The organism is Burkholderia sp. AU15512, assembly GCF_002223325.1.
In the GTDB taxonomy this organism is placed as follows: Bacteria; Pseudomonadota; Gammaproteobacteria; order Burkholderiales; family Burkholderiaceae; genus Burkholderia.
In genome coordinates this window covers 707,925-728,134 of the sequence record NZ_NKEX01000004.1, presented here as the reverse complement: position 1 = coordinate 728,134, position 20,210 = coordinate 707,925, and the positions used below count along the sequence as shown (strand labels likewise).

The window sequence follows — 20,210 nt, the reverse complement described above, 5'->3', positions numbered from 1 at the left end:
CCCATCGAAACCGGAAACATCATGCAGGAACACGCCATGCCACGAATCCTTGACCGCGCGCTGCGTCCCGCCGCGGCCGCGCTTGCCGTGCTGACGCTGTCGCTCGCGGCCGGCTGCGCCGGCAACGGCGCGGTGCTGTCGAATGTCCGCTATGACCTCGGGCCGGCCACGTCGGTCGTGACCGCGGGCCCGGGCCCCGCGCTGAAGGTGCTCGACGTCGCCGCGCCCGACGCGCTCGACTCCGACAAGTTCGCGTACCGCCTCGCGTACGTGGACGCGCAGCACGTGGCCGTCTATCGCGACAGCCGCTGGACCGCGCCGCCCGCGCAACTGCTCACGCAGCGGCTGCGCGGCGCGCTGTCGTCGCGCGGCACGGTGCTCGAAGGCTCCGACGGCGTGCGCGCGCCGACGCTCAAGGTCGACCTGAACGAATTCGAACAGGTGTTCGACGGCCAGTCGCAGAGCCACGGCGCCGTCACCGCGCGCGCGACGCTGATGCTGGACGGCAAGGTGCTCGGCCAGCGCACGTTCGTGGCACGCGCGCCGTCCAGCACGCCGGACGCGGCGGGCGGCGCCCGCGCGCTCGCGACGGCGAGCGACCAGCTCGTGTCGCAGATTGCCGCGTGGGTCGGCATGCAGGCGTACGCGGGCACGCCGTGACGCGTGCCGTGCAGCCGCGATGAGCGCGACCGGCACCCTTCGCGCATCGCCGCTCGCGCGGCAGGCCTTTGCCGCTTATGCGGCCCTCGTCGTCTACGCGTCGCTGTATCCGTTCGCAGGCTGGGTGTCGCTCGGCATCGGGCCGTTCGACTACCTGTTCGCGCCGATGCAGCGCTACGTGACCGCATTCGACGTGGTCACGAACGTGCTCGGCTATATGCCATTCGGCGCGCTTGCCGTGCTCGCGCTGCACCCGCGCTGGCGCGGCGTGGCCGCGACGCTGATCGCGGCCGGGCTCGGCGTGCTGCTGTCGGGCACGATGGAAGCGCTGCAAACCTACCTGCCGACGCGCGTCGCGTCGAATCTCGATCTCGCGGCCAACGCGCTCGGCGCGCTGCTGGGCGCGGCGCTCGTCGCGCCGGCCACCGGTGCGCTGCTCGATCGCGGCGCGCTGCGCCGGCTGCGCTTCGCGTGGTTCGAGGACGACGGCGCGACGCCGCTGCTGCTCGCCGGGCTGTGGCCGTTCGCGATCCTGTTTCCGTCGCCGTTCCTGTTCGGCATCGGCGACTGGCCGGCCGCGCTGTGGGAGCGCGCCGACGTGTCGATGCAGGACGCGCTGCTCGCGTGGCTGCCGGCCGCGTGGCGCGTGGGCGAATGGCCGGAGCGCGTCGACGGCTGGCTGTCCGACTCCGGCTGGGAAGCCGCGCTCGGCGGGTTGATGCTGTTCGCCGCGCTGACGATCGCGTCGCTCGCGATGCGGCCGCGCGCGCCGCGCATCCGGCTCTTGGTCGCGCTCGTCGTCGCGACGCTCGTGCTGAAGGCGGCCGCGACCTTCATGCAGTCGGCCACCGGCCTCGTCGTCGTCTGGGCGACGCCCGGCGCGCGGCTCGGGATCGAGCTCGGGTTCGCGGCCGCGCTCGTCGCGCTGCACGTGCCGGCGACCTGGCGCGCGACGCTGGCGGCGCTCGCGCTGCTGGCCGGCGTGGCGCTCGTGAACCTGCTGCCGGTCAATCCGTTCTTCGATTTCACGCTGTCGGGCTGGCGGCAGGGCCGCTACGTGCACTTCAACAGCCTCGCGCGCTGGCTCGCGTGGATCTGGCCCTACGCGGCGCTGATCTGGCTCGGCCAACGCGTCGAGCATGCGTGGCTGCCGGCCGTGCTGCGCCGCTGACGCGTGGGCGCAGCACGGCCGCAGTGCTGTCGCGGGCAGCGACACGTGCCGCTCGCTATAATCGTCTCCTCCGTTGCCCCGCGCAGCGGCAACCGCTCCTCTTTCCGCACGGCCTCGCGCCGGGCCGCTCGTCACCATCATGGATTCCTACTACCAGCACCACGTCTTCTTCTGCCTGAACCAGCGCGAACCGGGCGCCGAACGCCCGAGCTGCGCGCAATGCGACGCGCAGACCATGCAGGAATATGCGAAAAAGCGCGTGAAGGAACTCTGCCTCGCGGGGCCCGGCAAGGTCCGCATCAACAAGGCCGGCTGCCTCGACCGCTGCGAGGAAGGGCCCGTGATGGTCGTGTATCCGGAAGGCACGTGGTACACGTACGTCGACCAGGCCGACATCGACGAGATCGTCGAATCGCACCTGCGCGACGGCAAGGTCGTCGACCGCCTGAAGATCTGAGCGGGCCGGCGCAATGAACGTTCATACGCAGAAGTCGCTGATCGCGGGCCCGGTCGGGCAGATCGAAATCGCCGTCGACCTCCCCGACGCCGTGCGCGAAAGCGGCGCCGCGCCGCGCGGCATCGCGCTCGTCGCGCATCCGCATCCGCTGTTCGGCGGCACGATGGACAACAAGGTCGCGCAAACCCTGGCGCGCACGCTCGTGCAGTTGAACTACGTCGTGTTCCGGTCGAACTTCCGCGGCGTCGGCGCGACCGAAGGCGTACACGACAACGGCACCGGCGAGGCCGACGACCTGCTCGCGGTGCTCGCGCACATGCGCGCGCAGCCCGCGTATGCCGACCTGCCGCTCGTGCTCGCGGGCTTCTCGTTCGGCACCTTCGTGCTGTCGCACGTCGCGAAGCGGCTGCGCGACGCGGGCGAGACGATCGAGCGGATGGTGTTCGTCGGCACGGCCGCGAGCCGCTGGCAGGTGGCCGACGTGCCGGAGAACACGCTCGTGATCCACGGCGAAACCGACGACACGGTGCCGATCGCTTCCGTGTACGACTGGGCGCGGCCGCAGGAACTGCCGGTCGTCGTGATCCCCGGCGCCGAGCATTTCCTGCATCGCAAGCTGCACGTGCTGAAGCGCATCATCGTCGACGCGTGGCGCTAGCCAGTGCGCGGGTGCGGGCGTAACGCCGGCACCCGCGTCGCATCTCACCCTGGATCTCCTGGCACGCGCCGGACGCGCGTTCCCCCACGCGACATCGCGCCGCGCCGTGCGGCGCCACCTCACTTCCGCCTCGCCTGCGCATGCCTTTCGCACCCCTTCGCGTGCGATGACGGGCAGCTTGCCGTCACCCCGCGCCCGATGCGGATGCGCAACTGTCCGGCGCCAGGTTCGCGAAAACGCGCTGCGCGCCCACGTATAATGGCCGGATTCCGCGTCGCCCGCGGCCCGGCTGGGCGCATTGCGGCGCTCGTTTCGCCGCCTGTCCGCCCGCTCGCGACGGCCGCGAACCGAACGCGTCCGCACGAGTCCAACCGGCGCGTTTCGCGTCGCCCGACGATCTCGGGCGAGTGCCCGAAACGCCCGCCGCCTTGCCGTTCAACCCTGCGCGTTTCGCACCGCACTTTCTGCCATCAGCCTGAATCGATCATGCGTCTGTCTCCCCAAGGCCTCAAGTCCCTCGCTTCCTCCATCGCCTTCGGCACCGCCGCGCGCAACGTCGCGCTCGGCGTGATGCTGCCCGTCGCGCTCGCCTCGACGATCGTCGTCGCCGAAGCGAAACCGGCCGCCAAGGCCAAGGCCGCGCATGCGGCGCCGGCCGCCACCGAGCAGTTCACCGGCGCGCCCGCGACCTACATGCCGGGCGCGGTGCCGCCGCCGGGTGTGAATGCGCGCTCGTGGGTGCTCGTCGATGCGACCAGCAACACGGTGCTCGCATCGGGCAATGCCGATGAACGCGTCGAGCCCGCGTCGCTGACGAAGCTGATGACGGCGTACCTCGTGTTCGAGGCGCTCGACAAGAAGAAGATCTCGATGGAGCAGATCGTCACGCCGAGCGAAGCCGTGCGCCGCGTCGGCCGCGACGAGTCGCGCATGTTCATCGAGGCGAACAAGCCGGTGTCGGTGCACGACCTCGTGTACGGGATGATCATCCAGTCGGGCAACGACGCCGCGATCGCGCTGGCTGAACTCGTCGGCGGCAGCGAAGGGCAGTTCGTCACGTTGATGAACGACGAGGCGCAGCGCCTCGGCATGAAGGGCACGCACTTCGCCGACGTGAACGGCATGCCCGACCCGAACCACTACACGACGGCCGGCGACCTCGCGAAGCTGTCCGCGCACCTGATCCGCGATTTTCCGCAGTACTACAGCATCTTCTCGGAGAAGGAATTCAAGTACAACAACATCCGCCAGGGCAACCGCAACCGCCTGCTGTGGCTCGACCCGACGGTCGACGGCCTGAAGACGGGCCATACGCAAGCGGCCGGCTACTGCCTGATCGCGTCGGCGAAGCGCGCGATTCCGGGCGTGGACGGCCAGCGCCGCCTGGTGTCGGTGATGATGGGCGAGCAGAAGGAAAGCGAGCGCACGCAGGACAGCATGAAGATGCTGAACTACGGCTACAGCGCGTTCGATTCGGTGCGCCTGTTCAAGGGCGGCCAGGCGATGTCGACGCCGCGCATCTACAAGGGCAAGGACAACACCGTGCAGGTCGGCGTGAAGGCCGACCAGTGGGCGACCGTGCCGCGCGGCCTCGGCGACAAGATCAAGACGGAAGTCGACGTCAACGCGCCGCTGATCGCGCCGCTCGCGGAAGGCCAGCAGGTCGGCACCGTGAAGATCGTCGCCGACGGCAAGACGCTGTCGGAATTCCCGGTCGTCGCGCTGCAGGCCGTGCCGGAAGCGGGTATCTTCGGGCGTATCTGGGACTCGATCCTGCTGATGTTCAGCAAGAAGAAGTAAGCACGACGGGCCTTTGTTTTCGCGACTTCATCCCCATCTGACATAGCTATGAGCCAAGCCGAATTCGAACCGATCGTCTACCTCAGCGTCTCGTCGCAGGAGGAAATGGTGCCGCTGTCGGAAGCCCGTGTACCGGTGCTCGACCGCGGGTTCATCTTCGGCGACGGCGTGTATGAAGTTGTCCCCGTTTATGCGCACGACGGCGCGCACGTGCCGTTCCGGATCGAGCAGCATCTGGCACGGCTCGAGCGCAGCCTGAAGAAGATCGGCATCGCGAGCCCGCACGACGACGCGGGCTGGCGGGCGTTGATCGAGCGCGTGGTGGCGGCGAATGCCGAAGGGCTCGGCGATGGCAACGCGCTCGTCTACCTGCAAGTGACGCGCGGCGTCGCGAAGCGCGGCCACGCGTTCCCGGCGAACGCGGTGCCGACGGTGTTCGTGATGACGAGCCCGCTGCGCCTGCCGTCCGCCGAAGAGCGCGCGCGGGGCGTGCGCTGCGTGACGGCCGAGGATCGTCGCTGGCTGCATTGCGACATCAAGTCGATCTCGCTGCTCGGCAACGTGCTGATGGCGCAGCATGCGGCCGAACGCGATGCGTTCGAGACGCTGCAGCTGCGCGACGGCAACCTGACGGAAGGCTCGTCGTCGAACGTGTGGATCGTGAAGAACGGCGAGCTGCTCGCGCCGCCGCGCAGCAACAAGATCCTCGAGGGGATCCGCTACGCGCTGATCGAGGAGCTGGCGGACGAATGCAAGATCCCGTTCGTCGCACGCGAGATCAGCGAAGTGGAGTTGCGCGCGGCCGACGAAATCATGATCACGTCGGCCACGAAGGAAGTGCTGCCCGTCACGTCGCTCGACGATCTGCCCGTGCATGGCGGCAAGCCGGGCCCCGTATTCGCGGCGTTGTACGACGCGTACCAGCGCGCGAAAGCGCGCGAGTTTGAACAGTTTGACCTAACCCGGAGCAAATGATGAGCGAACCGACCAAAACCATCGAGGTGACCGGCGCGATCGATACCCGGAAGGAGTCGCTGCTGGAGTTCCCGTGCGATTTCCCGATCAAGATCATGGGCAAGGCGCACCCCGAGTTCAAGGACACGATCTTCAAGGTCGTCGCCGTTCACGACAATGAGATCGACGTCGAGAAGATCGAGGAGCGCGCGTCGAGCGGCGGTAATTACACGGGCCTCACGATCACCGTGCGGGCGACGAGCCAGGAACAGCTCGACAACATCTACCGCGCACTGACCGGCCATCCGATGGTCAAGGTCGTACTCTAAGCGCCTTCCATCCTCCTTCCTGCGCGCACTCGGCGGGGGTCTTCCCCGCCGCGCGCCGCGCGTCCAGCTCGTCGCACAGCCGCTTGTATTCGGCGACTTCCTGAAGCAGCCAGGTCCTGAACGCCTGCACGCGCGGCGTGTTCACGAGCGGCGGCGGACACACGAAAAAATAGTGCCACGGGCTCGGCCCGTCGATGTCGAACAGGCGCACGATGCGCCCGTCGAGCAGGTCGTGCACCGCGAGCGAGCGGCGCACGAGCGCGATGCCCTGGCCGTCGATCGCGGCCAGCAGCAGGTTCGACGAATCCTGGTACAGAATCCCCCGTTTCGGCTCGGTCAGCGTCTTGAGCCCGGCCGCGTCGAACCACGGCCGCCATAGCTCGTCGTCCGAGCGCAGCAGGTTGTAGTGCACGAGATCCGCGGGCGTTTGCGGCAGCTTGCCGCCGTTCAGCGTCGGCGCGCACGCCGGAAAGAACACCTCGTCGAACAGCGGCTCGACATGGAGCCCCGGATAGTTGCCTTGACCGAAGCGGATCGCGATGTCGACGTCGTCGCGCGCGAAATCGGTGAGCGAGTTGGTGGACTGCAGCTCGACGTCGATTTCCGGATGCCGCTCGATGAACGTGCCGATGCGCGGCGTGATGAAGCGCGCGGCGAACGACGACAGCATCGACACCACGAGCCGCCGGTCGCGGTCGCTCGCGCGCACGTCGCGGGTCGCATCGGCGATCACCATCAGCGCGGTGCGGATCTGCTGCGCGTAGCGCATGCCGGCGTCGGTCAGGCACAGCCGCTTGCCGTTGCGCGTGAACAGCTGCACGCCGAGTTCTTCCTCGAGTGCGCGTACCTGGTGGCTCACCGCGCCGTGCGTGACGAACAGCTCGTCGGCGGCGCGCGAGAAATTCTCGTGACGGGCGGCGGCTTCGAACGCGCGAATCGCGTTCAGCGCAGGTAGCTGGCGGAGGTCCATTTGCTAATTTTCCTCACATCGACGTGAAAATTGGTCGTTTTGTCTGACGCCTTGGAGTGACTACGATTGTAGCCATCGAAGCACTTTTTGGCGGAGTCGATCATGCAAGAAATTTCTTCAAGCATCACGTTCGAAATCCCCGCGGGCGAAACCGTGCCGATGAAGGTACAACGCAGCACGCGGCTGATCGTCCAGAGCGGGCCGGTGTGGGCAACGCGCAGCAACGACGTCAACGACTACTTCCTGGTCGACGGCGAAACGCTGAAGCTGCGCCGCGGCGAGCGGCTGTGGCTCAGCGCGGAGGGCCGGGAGGGCACGCGCGTGGCGTTCTCGGTGTCGCGGCCGCCCCGGGAAGTCGCGCTCGGCGGGCTGGCACGGCTGCGTGAACGGCTGTCCGCGCTGCTCCATGACGGATGGCGCACCGTCTGACCATCATTTCCTCCGACGGATACCGGCGATCCGTCCCCCTCCCCAGGCCGGCGAGACCCACGGGTTTTCGGTAAACTACCGCCCATGTCCGTTTCGCCGGTTTCCATCGTGTCCACGCCTGTTGCCGTTTCCGCATCGCCCACCGGGTCCCCGGATCAGCCGGCCCCGCCGGTCACCGTGCGGTGGCGGGGCGTCGAGACCTACGAGGCGAGCTTCGACGCGATGCGAGCGTTCACCGACACGCGCACCGCCGACACCGGCGACGAGATCTGGCTGGTCGAGCACCCGCCCGTCTACACGCTCGGCCAGGCCGGCGACCCGGCCCACCTGCTGGTGGCCGACAGCGGCGTGCCGCTCGTGAAGGTCGACCGCGGCGGCCAAATCACTTACCACGGCCCCGGCCAGATCGTTGCGTACCTGCTGCTGGACCTGCGTCGGCGCAAGCTGATGGTGCGCACGCTGGTGACGAAGATCGAGGAGGCCGTGATCGAAACCCTCGCGGCGTATAATCTCGCTTCGGTCCGCAAGGCGGGCGCGCCCGGGATCTACGTGGCGTCCGGCGTGCACGAAGGCGCGAAAATCGCGGCCCTCGGCCTGAAGATCCGCAACGGCTGCAGCTATCACGGGCTGAGCCTGAACGTGAAGATGGATCTGCGCCCGTTTCTTGCGATCAACCCGTGCGGCTATGCCGGACTGGAAACTGTCGACATGGCGAGCCTCGAGGTTGCCGCCGACTGGAACGACGTCGCCCACACGCTGGTGCGCCGTCTGATCGCCAACCTCGACGGCGCATCCGCGGCCGCCGACAAGCCGCAGGCACTGGAACAACATTCGAATGACTGACGTTACCGCTTCCCCCGCACCGGCCGATTCGGCCGCGACCCCTGCCTACGATCCGACCGCCAAGCAGAAGGCGCAGGCGAAGACGGCGCGCATCCCGATCAAGGTCATTCCGATCGAGAAGCTGAAGAAGCCTGAGTGGATCCGCGTGAAGGCGGCCACCGGCAGCTCGCGCTTCAACGAGATCAAGACGATCCTGCGCGAGCACAACCTGCATACGGTGTGCGAGGAAGCGAGCTGCCCGAACATCGGCGAATGCTTCGGCAAGGGCACCGCGACGTTCATGATCATGGGCGACAAGTGCACGCGCCGCTGCCCGTTCTGCGACGTCGGCCATGGCCGCCCCGATCCGCTGGATCCGGACGAGCCGAAGAACCTCGCGCGCACGATCGGCGCGCTGAAGCTCAAGTACGTGGTGATCACGAGCGTCGACCGCGACGACCTGCGCGACGGCGGCGCGGGCCACTTCGTCGAGTGCATCCGCGAAGTGCGCGAGCAGTCGCCGGAAACGCGCATCGAAATCCTGACGCCGGACTTCCGCGGCCGTCTCGACCGTGCGATCTCGATCCTGAACGCCGCGCCGCCGGACGTGATGAACCACAACCTCGAAACGGTGCCGCGCCTGTACAAGGAAGCGCGCCCGGGTTCGGACTACGCGCACTCGCTGAAGCTGCTGAAGGACTTCAAGGCGCTGCATCCGGACGTCGCGACGAAGTCGGGCCTGATGGTCGGCCTCGGCGAAACCGAAGAGGAAATCCTGCAGGTGATGCGCGACCTGCGCGCGCACGACGTCGACATGCTGACGATCGGCCAGTACCTGCAGCCGTCCGAGCACCACCTGCCGGTGCGGGCGTACGTGCATCCGGATACCTTCAAGATGTACGAGGAAGAGGCTTACAAGATGGGCTTCACGCACGCGGCCGTCGGCGCGATGGTGCGCTCGAGCTATCACGCCGATCTGCAGGCGCATGGGGCCGGGGTGGTCTGAGCACCGTTGCTTTGCCGTCTTCCGGCGAAACCAAAAGAAGCCCGCAGCGATGCGGGCTTTTTTGTTGATGCTGACGCGGAGCGTGGCCAAACGGCCGAATTGTGTGCCGGTAGGGTGCCGTCGATGATGTATGCGACGACGAAGTGTTGGACTACGCGACACGTCAGAGTCGCGCTGTCAACGGTGGCCGCGTTGGGTGCAGTAGCGCATTGCCCATCAATGAATGCCCTTTAAGGTATCCAATGAGAGCTGTTATAGGGGTTAATGGTTCTCGTTGGGGCTCTTAAGGGGTGCTCGCCTTGAGATCCTGCTGTGTCGACTTATAATGGGTCTCATGGAAACCATTAAGTCAGATAAAGGCTCGGTTGAGAACCGTAAGGTTGAGCGACCTTTGCCTGTCATCGCGCAGCGTACGCTCAAGAAACTGGGTGGCGACATCAATCGTGGCCGGCGTCGGCGAGGGTTGACGCAGCAGGCGTTGGCCGAGCGTGTCGGAGCAGGACTCAGCACGATCAAGCGACTGGAGGCCGGTGATCCGCGCATGCAACTGCATGTGCTTGCGCGCGTGCTTCAGGTGTTCGGTGAACTCGACCGGCTGAGCGATCTGCTCGACAGTGCACAGGACGACGTCGGGCTCGCGCTGATGGACGAGCAACTGCCCCAACGGGTTCGCACGCCCAAGAAGAGCCCCCACGCATTTTGAGCAGCGAATGAACGGTAAAGCGATCAAACCGGATGTCAGCGACGCACTGGACTTGCACATCGGCACGGCCGGGTTGCCGGTCGGGCGCTTACTCTATGTGAGTCAAGGGCGGCGCGAATTGTCCCAGTTCGTCTATGACGAGCGCTGGTTGACGCATCCCGATCGCTTCGAGATATCGCCGGATCTGCCGCTGCACGCTGGCTATCAGACCCGCCGCGCACCGCGCGCGGTGGATTCGGTCTTTCACTTCGCGCTCGCCGATACGGAGCCCGATGCATGGGGGAGACGCGTCATCGATCGAGCGCACGCCAAGCTGCGTCGAACCCAGCCCGACCTCAGGCCACTCAACGAGCTGGATTATTTGTGTGCGGTCGATGACTTCAGCCGGGTTGGTGCGCTGAGGCTGTGTCGTTCGGGCCGGTATTTGCGGACCGAGGAGGGCGGGCGGCGGACCACGCCACCTTTCATCGAACTCGAGCGGATCGCCGATGCCACGCGCGCGCTCGAGGCGGGCACCGACACGGCCGCCGATCTGAGCTATCTGCAGGGCAAGGGTACGTCGCTGGGTGGTATGCGCCCGAAATGCACGGTGCTGGACGAGAACGGCAGGCTCGCCATCGGCAAGTTTCCCAGCATCGGGGACACGATCAACGTCACGCGAGCCGAGGTGCTGGCACTGCGTCTCGCTCGCATGGCCGGTATCGATGCGGCGGGCGCGCGATGCGTGATGGTGGGCGAGACGCCCGTTGCGCTCATCGAACGGTTCGACCGCACCGGCGACGATCTTCGTATTCCGTATCTGTCAGCCGCGTCGATGCTGCAGGCGTCCCGTGACGATGAGCACGCCTATACGGAGATCGTCGATGCGATGCGCCAGCATGGCGCCCGGCCGCTCGATGATGCGCGCGAGCTCTGGCGGCGTCTCGTGTTCAACCTCCTTATCACGAACACTGACGACCATCTGCAGAATCTCGGCTTCCTTTACGACGGCAATCGACGATGGCGGTTGGCACCGGCTTTCGACGTCGATCCGATGCCCGGCAAGTTGCGCGAATCGAAGACGTGGCTCACCGAGGATACGGGTCCGATCGATTCGATTGGCATGCTGCTCGATGCATGCAGTCATTTTTCGTTGACGCGCGAACAGGCGCTTGACGTGCTGGGCGGCGTGTTCGATGCCGTTCAGAGTTGGCGGCGCGTCGGTCAATTGGCGGATATCGGTTTGACGGTACGGGAACTCGACGATCTAGAGGACGCGTTCGAGCACCCGCAGACCGAGCTAGCGCGCAGGTATCTCGGCCGGCCAGTGCGACCCGCGACCCGCGAACGCTGACACACGCGTTCCGCGTCCCCGCACGACAATCGCCACCCGACCGGACGCGTAATCCGGTCGAGCATGGAAAGCAAAGCTGAAACGGCATCGATAGCTTCGCAGGATAAGTTCGCTCCCGCCGCGCGCAAAGCTCCTATAGTCGGCTCTCCCGCAGCAATGCCCGCATTCCGAAGGAGAGCCGCATGTCCCGTTTCAGCTTCATCCGCCGCGCCGTCGTCGCGCTGACCGCCTTTGCCGCGCTCGGCGCGGCGCACGCCGAAACGCGCGAAGTCGTGATCGCGTACCAGGACATGGTGGTGCCGTGGCGCTATGCGCAGGCGAGCGGTGAAGTCGAAAAGGCGACCGGCTACAAGGTCACGTTCCGCAAGCTCGACAGCGGCGCCGACGTGATCCGCGCGCTCGCGTCGGGCTCCGTGCAGCTCGGCGAAGCCGGCTCGAGCCCGATCGCGGCCGGGCTGTCGCAGGGGCTCGACATCTCGCTGTTCTGGGTGCTCGACAACATCAACGACGCCGAGGCGCTCGTCGCGCGCAACGGCTCGGGCGTGACGAACGTCGCATCGCTGAAGGGCAAGAAGATCGGCGTGCCGTTCGTGTCGACGTCGCATTTCCACACGCTCGTCGCGCTGCAGGCCGCGGGCGTCAATCCGAACGACGTGAAGATCGTCAACCTGCGTCCGCCCGAAGTCGCGGCGGCGTGGGCACGCGGCGATATCGACGCGACCTACATCTGGGATCCGGTGCTCGCGAAGGTCAAGCAGTCGGGCACCGTGCTGACGACGTCCGGCCAGGTTGCGAAAGAAAGTGGCAAGGCGACCTTCGACGGCTTCGTCGTGAGCCGCAAGTTCGCGCGCGAGAATCCCGAGTTCGTCACGCGCTTCGTGAAGGTGCTCGCGGCCGCCGATGCCGACTATCGCGCGCATGCGGCGGCGTGGAAGGTCGGTTCGCCGCAGGTCGCGGCGGTCGCGAAGGTATCGGGCGCGAACGCGCAGGACGTGCCGGCCAGCCTCGCGCTCTATGCGTTCCCGACCGCGGCCGAGCAGGCGTCGCCGACGTGGCTCGGCGGCGGTTCGCAATCGGGTGCCGCGAAGTCGCTGGCGGCGACGGCCACCTTCCTCAAATCGCAAGGCACGATCCAGACGGTGCTCGCCGACTATTCGGCCGGCGTCGATCCGCAGTTCGTGCAGAAGGCCGCGCGCTAAGCGGCGATCATCGCGGAGCCCTGAGCATGAGCACGCTGGAAGTCCGTCAGGTATCGGTGGCCTATCCGGGCGAGCGCGGCAGGCCGACGACACAGGCGCTCGCGCGCGTCGACCTGCGCATCGATGCCGGTGAATTCGTCGTCGCGCTCGGCGCGTCCGGGTGCGGGAAGACGACGCTCTTGAATTGCATGGCCGGCTTCGTCGCGCCGACCACCGGTGAGGTGTGCGTCGACGGCGTGCCGGTCACGGGCCCCGGCGCCGATCGCGGCGTCGTGTTCCAGAAGTACGCGCTGCTGCCGTGGCTCGACGTGCTCGACAACGTCGCGCTCGGGCTGCGCTTCGCGCGCGTGTCGAAAGCCGAACGCGAAGCGCGGGCGCGGGAGATGCTCGCGCTCGTCGGGCTCGACGCTCATGCACATGCGCGCGTGTACGAGCTGTCGGGCGGGATGCAGCAGCGTGTCGGCATCGCGCGTGCGCTCGCGAGCGACCCGCGCGTGCTGCTGATGGACGAGCCGATGGGCGCGCTCGACGCGATGACGCGCGGCACGATGCAGGCGCTCGTGCTCGACGTATGGGCGCGCACCGGCAAGACGGTGTTCTTCATCACGCACGATGTCGAGGAGGCGCTGTTCCTCGCGACGCGCCTCGTCGTGATGACGCCCGGCCCCGGCCGGATCGCGGAAACCTTCGAATTGCCGTTCGCGCGCCGTTACGTCGAATCGCGCGATGCGCGCGCGGTGAAGTCGTCACCGGATTTCATCGCGTGGCGCGAGCGGCTGATCGCGTACCTGCATCGCGACGAAGCGGCCGAGGCGGCCGCGTGATGCACGAACTCGCGCGACAGGGCGCGTCGGTCGGACGCGGTCGGATCAGCACTTTGCACAGGCAGGACAGCATGAGCACGCAGGATTCGTGGACGGCCGACGGAACGGCCGCAGGTGTCGAGCAGGGCGATCGCACGCAGGCTCGAGCGACGGAGCGCCGTGCGCCGTCGTCGCGCCGCTACCGGTTGCCGGGGGAGGGGAAGACAGCGGCCTTGAGCACGGCGACGGTCGCGGTGCTGGCCGTGCTGTGGTGGGTCGCCACGCATCGCCAGTGGCTGCCGCCGCTGTTCCTGCCCGCGCCGGAAGCCGTGTGGACGGCGTTCGTCGATGCCTGGCATGGTCGCATTCAGGGTGGGCTGCCGTTGTCCGAGCACCTGCTGTGGAGTGCGGCGCGCGTGTTCGGCGCGTTCCTGCTCGCGACCGCGATCGGCGTGCCAGCCGGCATCCTGATGGGCGTGAGCCGCGTCGCGCGCGGCGTGCTCGATCCGCTGCTGGAGTTCTACCGGCCGCTGCCGCCGCTCGCGTACCTGCCGCTCGTCGTGATCTGGTTCGGCATCGACGAAACGGCGAAGCTCGTCGTGATCTTCCTCGCGTGCTTCGCGCCGATCGCGATGGCCGCGCGCGCCGGCGTGCGTGCTGCGACGGTCGAGCAGATCAACGCCGCGTATTCGCTCGGCGGCAGCTTCGCGCAGATCGTGCGGCATGTGGTGCTGCCGGCCGCGCTGCCGGAAATCCTCACCGGGCTGCGGATCGCGATCGGCTTCGGCTGGACGACGCTCGTCGCGGCCGAGATGGTGGCCGCGACGGCCGGGCTCGGGCAGATGGTGCTCAACGCGTCGAGCTTCCTGCGCACCGACATCGTCGTGATGGGGATCCTGATCATCGGCGCGATCGCGTGGCTGTTCGATCTCGCGATGCGGTGGGTCGAGCGGCGGATCGTGCCGTGGAAGGGGCGTGGTTGACGCAGTGCGCAGTGCTCAGATGTGCTGGTGCACGACCGCCAGCGGCTGGCCATACGCGGCGGTGAATTCGGCGATGAACGCATCGCTCAGCAGCCAGTTCTGGAAATTGAAGCCGAGATTGCCGAAGGCCCACGGCGGGTCGTAGCGCCACTGCGTCACGGCCTGCCGATGTCCGCACGCGCCGCATACGAGCGGAGCCGCATCGTCACCCTTGAACCAGTCGGAAAATGCATCACCCCATGCGTCGCCGAGTGCGGTCTGCTCCGCGTTGCACGCCCGGCAGAAAATTTCGAGGCCGTTCCCCCCGGCATCGAAGATGCGGCGCTCCACGGCGACCTCCAGCCAGTTCGGGATTGACGGCGGCAAATTCGCGCGCGCGTCGCAGGCGTTCGCATGATGCGGGCCGGGTGGGTAACCGGTTCGGTCGATGGCCGTCAGATGGCTTTCCTTGAGCCCCCAGGTCTTGCCCCATTCGCGATACAGGTCACCGACGCGCGTCGCCGTGCCGACGATGCCTGCCGCCTGCAGCCAAGCGATCATTCTCTGCGCTTGCGCGGGCGCCGCATCGAGTGAGACCGCTGGGTCGATCAGCCACGTGAAGTTGTCGCTCATCGCCCTCAATCCCCCATCGCCGCGCCTTCCCGCCGCGGATCCGCGCCGCCGAACCACACTGTCTGCCCCTGCACGTTCAGCCGCTGGATCCCCTGCAGCCCCGAGTTCATCTCGACGACCTGCACGTCGTGCCCGCGGCCCTTCAGCCCGTCGGCGAGCGCTTCCGACACGCGGCCGCGTTCAAGCTGCGTCGGCCCGTTCATCGACCCGAAGTTCGGCAGCGCGATCGCCTGCTGCATCGTCATCCCCCAGTCGAGCACGCCCACCAGCGTCTTCGCGACGTGGTTGATGATCGCGGGGCCGCCGGCCGAGCCGACGATCATCGTCACCTGCTTCGTCTTCTTGTCGAACACCAGCTCCGGCGACATCGCCGAGCGCGGCCGCTTGCCGGCCTGCACGCGGTTCGCGACCGGCCGGCCGTTGTCGTTCGACACGAACGAAAAATCGGTGAGCTGGTTGTTCAGCATGAAGCCGCGCACCATCAGCCGCGAACCGAACGCGTCCTCGATGCTGGTCGTCATCGACAGCGCCTGGCCGTAGCGGTCGACGATCGCGATGTCGGACGTCGACGGCAGCTCGGGGCTGCGGTCGTCGGCCATCGCGAGCGTCGCGCCCTGCGGCGTGCCGGCTTGGGCCACGCCCATGCTGCTGTCGCCGATCAGGTGCGCGCGCTGCGCGAGATAGGTCTTGTCGGTGAGGCTCGCCCAGCTGCCACCGGGCAGCGGCACGAAATCGGGATCGGCGACGTAGCGCGCGCGGTCCGCATACGCGAGGCGCCCGGCTTCGCTGAACAGGTGCGCGGCGAACGGCGTCGGCTCGTAGCCGACGTCGTTGCGCACCGGCTTCTGCGCGCCGATCTGCTGCCAGTCGGGCATCGCTTCGAGGATGCCGAGCATCTGCGCGATCGCGAGGCCGCCCGACGACGGCGGCGGCATCCCGCACACGACCGAGCGCCGGTAGTCGGCGCACAGCGGCGCGCGCACCTTCGCCTTGTAGCGCGCGAGATCCTGCAGCGACAGCAGGCCCGGGTTGGTCGGGTGCTTGCGCACCTTCGTGACGATGTCGCGCGCGATCGCGCCGCTGTAGAACGCGTTCGCGCCGCGGTCGGCGACCTGGCGCAGCACGGTCGCGAGCGCGGGGTTCTTCAGCACCGTGCCGGCCGCCTTCGGCGTGCCGTCCGGGTTGTAGAAGTACGCGCGCGCGGCCGGGTCGTTCTTCAGGTATCGGTCGTTGGCGATCAGCGTCGCGAGCCGCGGGCTGATCGTAAAGCCGTGCTCGGCGAGCCGGATCGCCGGCTGGAACAGCCGGCGCCACGACAGCTTGCCGTGCGCGCGATGCGCGGCGTCGAGCATGCGCAGCACGCCCGGCGTGCCGACCGAGCGTCCGCCGACGACACCTTCGTAGAAGCTCATCGGCTGGCCGGTCGGCCCGTAGAACAGGCGGTCGGTCGCGGCGGCCGGCGCGGTTTCGCGGCCGTCGTAGGCCTGCGTTGCCTTGCCGTCGAAGTACAGCAGGAACGCGCCGCCGCCGATCCCCGACGATTGCGGCTCGACGAGCGCGAGCACCATCTGCGTGGCGATCGCCGCGTCGATCGCGGTGCCGCCCGCTTTCAGCATCTCGTAGCCGGCCTGCGTCGCGAGCGGGTTCGCAGCCGCGATCATGAAGTGCTGCGAGGTCCAGCCGGGCTTGTCGGTCCAGCCGGACGACAGCTCGGGCGCGTGGAAGCCGGGCAGCGGCACGGCGGCGCCCGAGGCGGCGACGACGGGCACCACCGCGCCCGACGGCGGCGTGGACGGGGACGTGCAGCCGGCGTTGAACGCGACGAGCGCGACGGCGGCGAGCAGCGTCCAGGAGCGCGAATGCGGACGAATCCGGTCGAACATTGAACCCTCGGCAGCAGTGAATTCGAAGGAGGCGACAGTGCCGGCGCAACGCGGCTGCCCGCCCCGGCGCGCTATTGTCGCCGCGCGCCCGGCGGCTTGTCACCCGACAGGAAACCCTGACGCATCGCGCCGGGCCCGCCCCGGCCGGTCTTTCCGGCCTGTTCGAGGATGAACTCTATGAACGTCGACGTCGCGCGCGTGTGGTGCCGGTTCGGCATGTAGAGCATGTACATGTGCGTGCCGAAGATGCTGAGCCGGTACGCGTCGAGCGACGTGACGACCGTGCCGCGCCGGATGTCGTCCTGTACCACGTAGTCGGGCACGATGCCGACGCCGATCCCGCCGAGGATCGCCTGCCGCAGGAACAGGAAGTTCTCCGAAACCAGCGTGGGCTCGAGCAGCACCTCGTGGCGCTCGTCGCCCAGATACGCGGCGATCCGGAGCTGCCGCCCCATCACCGTCGCGGTGACGACCGGGGCGGCCGACAACGCGCCGAGGCTCGCCGGCATCCCGTGCTCGGTCGCGAATGCGGCGGACGCGCACGCGACGTAGCGCACCGCGCCCATGTCGCGCGCGACGAGGTTCTGCGGCGGCTCCGGCATCACGCGCACCGCGATGTCGATCTCGTCGCGCATCAGGTCTTCCACGCGGTTCTCGAACACGACGTCGAGCACGATGCCCGGGTGCAGCCGCTTGAACGCGAGCAGCCAGTCGGACATCACCATCTGCCCGTAGCCGCTCGGCACCGACAGCCGCACGCGGCCCTGCAGGTCCTGGGCGAGCGTCGTCACCGATTCCTGCGCGGCGAGCAGTTCGTTGCGGATGCGCCGGCCGTGCTCGTACAGCTTCAGCCCGATCTCGGTCGGCTCGATGCGCCGCGTCGTGCGCCGCACGAGCTGCTGGCCGATCGAGCGCTCGAGCTGGTTCAGCCGGTAGCTGACGTTCGCGCGGCTCATCTTGAGCCGCTGCGCGGCCTTGCTGAGATTGCCGGCGTCGAGGATCTCGACGAGCAGCGTCAGCGCGTTCAGATCCATGCGTCGCGTCTCCTGATCCGTCCCGGTTAATGGTCGGAAGCATTCAGTGTCAAGTCAGACTTGACAGCTTGTAAAAGCAGGAGGGAATTGTCAATGAATCTCGATCAATCGAGAATCAGGTCATGCCCGGCGTACGGCCGGATCTTGTCCCGCTTCGTGCGGGACGGGGGGCCGGTGCCCCGACGCCACTCCTGGCCGTGAGCCACGAACCGGCGTCGACGCACCCGCCGCCGCGTCAAGGAGACACGATGAATTCACCCGCTTCCCCCACCAGCCCGGCCGGCACCGTCACGCGCGAACGGCGCGACAAGGTGCTCGTCGTCACGATCGACCATCCGCCCGTCAACGCGCTGTCCGTCGAGGTGCGGCGCGGCCTCGCCGACGCGCTCGACGCCGCGCAGGCCGACGACGCGATCCGTGCGGTGCTGATCGTCGGCGCCGGCCGCAACTTCATCGCGGGCGCCGACATCCGCGAATTCGGCAAGCCGATCGCGCCGCCGTCGCTGCCTGATGTATGCGAGCGGATCGAATCGGGCACGAAGCCGGTCGTGGTCGCGCTGCACGGAGCGACGCTCGGCGGCGGCCTCGAAGTCGCGCTCGCCGCGCATTACCGGCTCGCGGTGCCCGGCACGAAGCTCGGGCTGCCCGAAGTCACGCTCGGCCTGCTGCCCGGCGCGGGCGGCACGCAGCGCGCGCCGCGCCTGATCGGTGCGAAGGCCGCGCTCGACCTGATGCTGACGGGTCGTCATGTGAGCGCGGACGAAGCGCTCGCGCTGGGCCTCGTCGACCGCGTCGCGCACAGCGACGACACGCTCGCCGAAGGCCTCGCGTATGCGCAGGAACTCGTGTCGCTCGGCGCGCCGGTGCGCCGCACGCGCGATGCGCGGGGGCTCGCCGACCGCGTGGCCGCGCAGGCCGCGATCGATACGGCGCGCGCGGAACTGCCGAAGAAATCGCGTGGCCTGTTCTCGCCGGCGAAGATCGTCGACGCGGTCGAGGCCGCGCTCACGCAGTCGTTCGACGCGGGGATGAAGCTCGAGCGCAGCCTGTTCCTGCAGTGCATCGACAGCCCGCAGCGCGCGGGCCTCGTGCATGCGTTCTTCGCGGAGCGCGAAGCGGCGAAGGCGCCCGAGGCGCGGCGCGCGAGCGCGCGGCCGGTCGAGCGGATCGGCGTGGTCGGCGGCGGCACGATGGGCGCGGGCATCGCGGTCGCGGCGCTCGATGCCGGGCTGCCGGTGACGATGATCGAACGCGACGAAGCATCGCTCGCACGTGGCCGAGCGCACGTCGAGAAGGTGTACGACGGCCTCGTCGCGAAAGGGCGGATGACGCCGGCCGCGCACGCGGCGCGGCTCGCGCGCTTCAAGGGCAGCACGTCGTACGACGCGCTCGCGCAGGCCGACGTCGTGATCGAGGCGGTATTCGAGGACATGGCCGTGAAGCAGGCCGTGTTCGCCGAACTCGCGCGCGTGTGCAAGCCGGGCGCGGTGCTCGCGACCAACACGTCGTATCTCGACATCGACGAACTGGCCGCCAGCATCGACCGGCCGGCGGACGTGATCGGCCTGCATTTCTTCTCGCCGGCCAACGTGATGAAGCTGCTCGAGATCGTCGTGCCGGCGCGCGTGAGCGCGGACGTCGTCGCGACCGCGTTCGCGCTGGCCAAGCAGCTGAAGAAGACGCCGGTGCGCGCGGGCGTGTGCGACGGCTTCATCGGCAACCGGATCCTCGCGGTCTATCGCACGGCGGCCGACCATCTGATGGAAGACGGCGCGTCGCCGTACCAGATCGACCGCGCGGTGCGCGAATTCGGCTTCCCGATGGGGCCGTTCCAGGTCGTCGACCTCGCGGGCGGCGACATCGGCTGGGCGACCCGCAAGCGCCGCGCGGCGACGCGCGACCCGCGTGCGCGCTACGTGGAGATTTCCGACCGGCTGTGCGAGCGCGGCTGGTTCGGCCAGAAGACCGCGCGCGGCTACTACCTGTATCCGGACGGCGCGCGTGTCGGCACGCCGGACCCGGAAGTCGAGGCGATCGTCGCGGAAGAACGCGCGAAGAAGGGCGTCACGCCGCGCACGTTCACCGACGACGAGATCCTGCGCCGCTATCTCGCCGCGACGATCAACGAAGGCGCGAACGTCGTGCACGAGAAGATCGCGCTGCGCCCGCTCGATGTCGATGCGGTGTTCCTGCACGGCTACGGCTTCCCGCGCTATCGCGGCGGCCCGATGCATTACGCGGACACGGTCGGCCTCGCGAACGTGCTCGCCGATATCCGCGCGTTCGCGAAGGAAGATCCGCTGTTCTGGAAGCCGTCGCCGCTGCTCGTCGATCTCGTCGCGCGCGGCGCGGATTTCGCGAGCCTGAACCGCATCGACTGAACGCCCACCGCATTCGCCACGGA

At 68.1% G+C, this 20,210-nt stretch carries 20 protein-coding genes; 16 read left to right on the top strand and 4 right to left on the bottom strand.

Annotation, left to right across the window (positions count from 1 at the left end; translation table 11 throughout):
• The first annotated feature begins 36 nt into the window (after positions 1-36).
• The 7 genes from CFB43_RS16005 to CFB43_RS15975 all read left to right on the top strand — a co-directional run bounded on the left by CFB43_RS16005 (position 37) and on the right by CFB43_RS15975 (position 6,029).
• Positions 37-660 (top strand): ABC-type transport auxiliary lipoprotein family protein, encoded by a 624-nt coding sequence (locus CFB43_RS16005; RefSeq protein WP_089495713.1) that lies wholly within the window; start codon positions 37-39, stop codon positions 658-660.
• 19 nt (positions 661-679) lie between these two features.
• Positions 680-1,831, top strand: a complete 1,152-nt coding sequence (locus CFB43_RS16000) for a VanZ family protein (RefSeq protein WP_089495712.1) — start codon at positions 680-682, stop codon at positions 1,829-1,831.
• 139 nt (positions 1,832-1,970) lie between these two features.
• Complete coding sequence (locus CFB43_RS15995) at positions 1,971-2,288, top strand: (2Fe-2S) ferredoxin domain-containing protein (RefSeq protein ID WP_089495711.1); 318 nt, start codon at positions 1,971-1,973, stop codon at positions 2,286-2,288.
• Positions 2,289-2,301: 13 nt separating this feature from the next.
• Entirely contained in the window at positions 2,302-2,946 is a 645-nt protein-coding gene (locus tag CFB43_RS15990) for an alpha/beta hydrolase (protein ID WP_034198940.1), read from the top strand.
• A gap of 486 nt (positions 2,947-3,432) precedes the next feature.
• Complete coding sequence (locus tag CFB43_RS15985; RefSeq protein WP_089495710.1) at positions 3,433-4,746, top strand: D-alanyl-D-alanine carboxypeptidase family protein; 1,314 nt, start codon at positions 3,433-3,435, stop codon at positions 4,744-4,746.
• 48 nt (positions 4,747-4,794) lie between these two features.
• Positions 4,795-5,721: a D-amino acid aminotransferase gene (locus CFB43_RS15980; RefSeq protein WP_089495709.1), complete on the top strand. Its 927-nt coding sequence runs from the start codon at positions 4,795-4,797 to the stop codon at positions 5,719-5,721.
• On the top strand, positions 5,721-6,029 hold the full coding sequence (locus CFB43_RS15975) for an HP0495 family protein (RefSeq protein ID WP_011353335.1): 309 nt from the start codon (positions 5,721-5,723) through the stop codon (positions 6,027-6,029). The genes CFB43_RS15980 and CFB43_RS15975 overlap by 1 nt, the downstream gene beginning before the upstream one ends.
• Here CFB43_RS15975 and CFB43_RS15970 read toward each other — a convergent pair.
• Positions 6,013-6,999, bottom strand: coding sequence for a transcriptional regulator GcvA (locus tag CFB43_RS15970; RefSeq protein ID WP_089441104.1), 987 nt, complete (start codon positions 6,997-6,999; stop codon positions 6,013-6,015). The genes CFB43_RS15975 and CFB43_RS15970 overlap by 17 nt on opposite strands.
• A gap of 102 nt (positions 7,000-7,101) precedes the next feature.
• Between CFB43_RS15970 and CFB43_RS15965 the strand changes: the two genes are divergently transcribed.
• From CFB43_RS15965 to CFB43_RS15930, 8 genes are all read left to right on the top strand, one after another.
• Positions 7,102-7,428 (top strand): DUF2917 domain-containing protein, encoded by a 327-nt coding sequence (locus tag CFB43_RS15965; RefSeq protein WP_089426664.1) that lies wholly within the window; start codon positions 7,102-7,104, stop codon positions 7,426-7,428.
• Positions 7,429-7,512: 84 nt separating this feature from the next.
• Entirely contained in the window at positions 7,513-8,271 is a 759-nt protein-coding gene (lipB, locus tag CFB43_RS15960; protein WP_089495708.1) for a lipoyl(octanoyl) transferase LipB, read from the top strand.
• Positions 8,264-9,256, top strand: coding sequence for a lipoyl synthase (lipA, locus tag CFB43_RS15955; protein WP_039346279.1), 993 nt, complete (start codon positions 8,264-8,266; stop codon positions 9,254-9,256). Before lipB ends, lipA begins: the two co-directional genes overlap by 8 nt.
• A 334-nt stretch (positions 9,257-9,590) precedes the next feature.
• Positions 9,591-9,959, top strand: a complete 369-nt coding sequence (locus CFB43_RS15950) for a helix-turn-helix domain-containing protein (protein ID WP_089495897.1) — start codon at positions 9,591-9,593, stop codon at positions 9,957-9,959.
• Positions 9,960-9,966: 7 nt separating this feature from the next.
• A complete protein-coding gene (locus CFB43_RS15945) occupies positions 9,967-11,292 on the top strand; it encodes a type II toxin-antitoxin system HipA family toxin (RefSeq protein WP_089495707.1) in 1,326 nt (441 codons plus the stop codon).
• A 182-nt stretch (positions 11,293-11,474) separates the two neighbouring features.
• A complete protein-coding gene (tauA, locus tag CFB43_RS15940; protein WP_089495706.1) occupies positions 11,475-12,491 on the top strand; it encodes a taurine ABC transporter substrate-binding protein in 1,017 nt (338 codons plus the stop codon).
• Positions 12,492-12,517: 26 nt separating this feature from the next.
• Entirely contained in the window at positions 12,518-13,315 is a 798-nt protein-coding gene (locus CFB43_RS15935; RefSeq protein WP_089495705.1) for a taurine ABC transporter ATP-binding protein, read from the top strand.
• Positions 13,315-14,277 carry an ABC transporter permease subunit gene (locus tag CFB43_RS15930; protein ID WP_089495704.1) on the top strand — a complete coding sequence of 321 codons (963 nt, stop codon included), beginning with the start codon at positions 13,315-13,317 and terminating at the stop codon, positions 14,275-14,277. Before CFB43_RS15935 ends, CFB43_RS15930 begins: the two co-directional genes overlap by 1 nt.
• 15 nt (positions 14,278-14,292) lie before the next feature.
• Here CFB43_RS15930 and CFB43_RS15925 read toward each other — a convergent pair whose 3' ends face one another.
• The 3 genes from CFB43_RS15925 to CFB43_RS15915 all read right to left on the bottom strand — a co-directional run bounded on the left by CFB43_RS15925 (position 14,293) and on the right by CFB43_RS15915 (position 17,806).
• Positions 14,293-14,889: a hypothetical protein gene (locus CFB43_RS15925; protein ID WP_089495703.1), complete on the bottom strand. Its 597-nt coding sequence runs from the start codon at positions 14,887-14,889 to the stop codon at positions 14,293-14,295.
• A gap of 5 nt (positions 14,890-14,894) precedes the next feature.
• On the bottom strand, positions 14,895-16,772 hold the full coding sequence (ggt, locus tag CFB43_RS15920; protein ID WP_089495702.1) for a gamma-glutamyltransferase: 1,878 nt from the start codon (positions 16,770-16,772) through the stop codon (positions 14,895-14,897).
• A gap of 71 nt (positions 16,773-16,843) precedes the next feature.
• Entirely contained in the window at positions 16,844-17,806 is a 963-nt protein-coding gene (locus CFB43_RS15915) for a LysR family transcriptional regulator (RefSeq protein WP_089495701.1), read from the bottom strand.
• Between the two features lie 248 nt (positions 17,807-18,054).
• On the opposite strand from CFB43_RS15915, the gene CFB43_RS15910 reads away from it, so the two are divergent.
• A complete protein-coding gene (locus tag CFB43_RS15910) occupies positions 18,055-20,187 on the top strand; it encodes a 3-hydroxyacyl-CoA dehydrogenase NAD-binding domain-containing protein (RefSeq protein WP_089495700.1) in 2,133 nt (710 codons plus the stop codon).
• Positions 20,188-20,210: the final 23 nt, after the last annotated feature.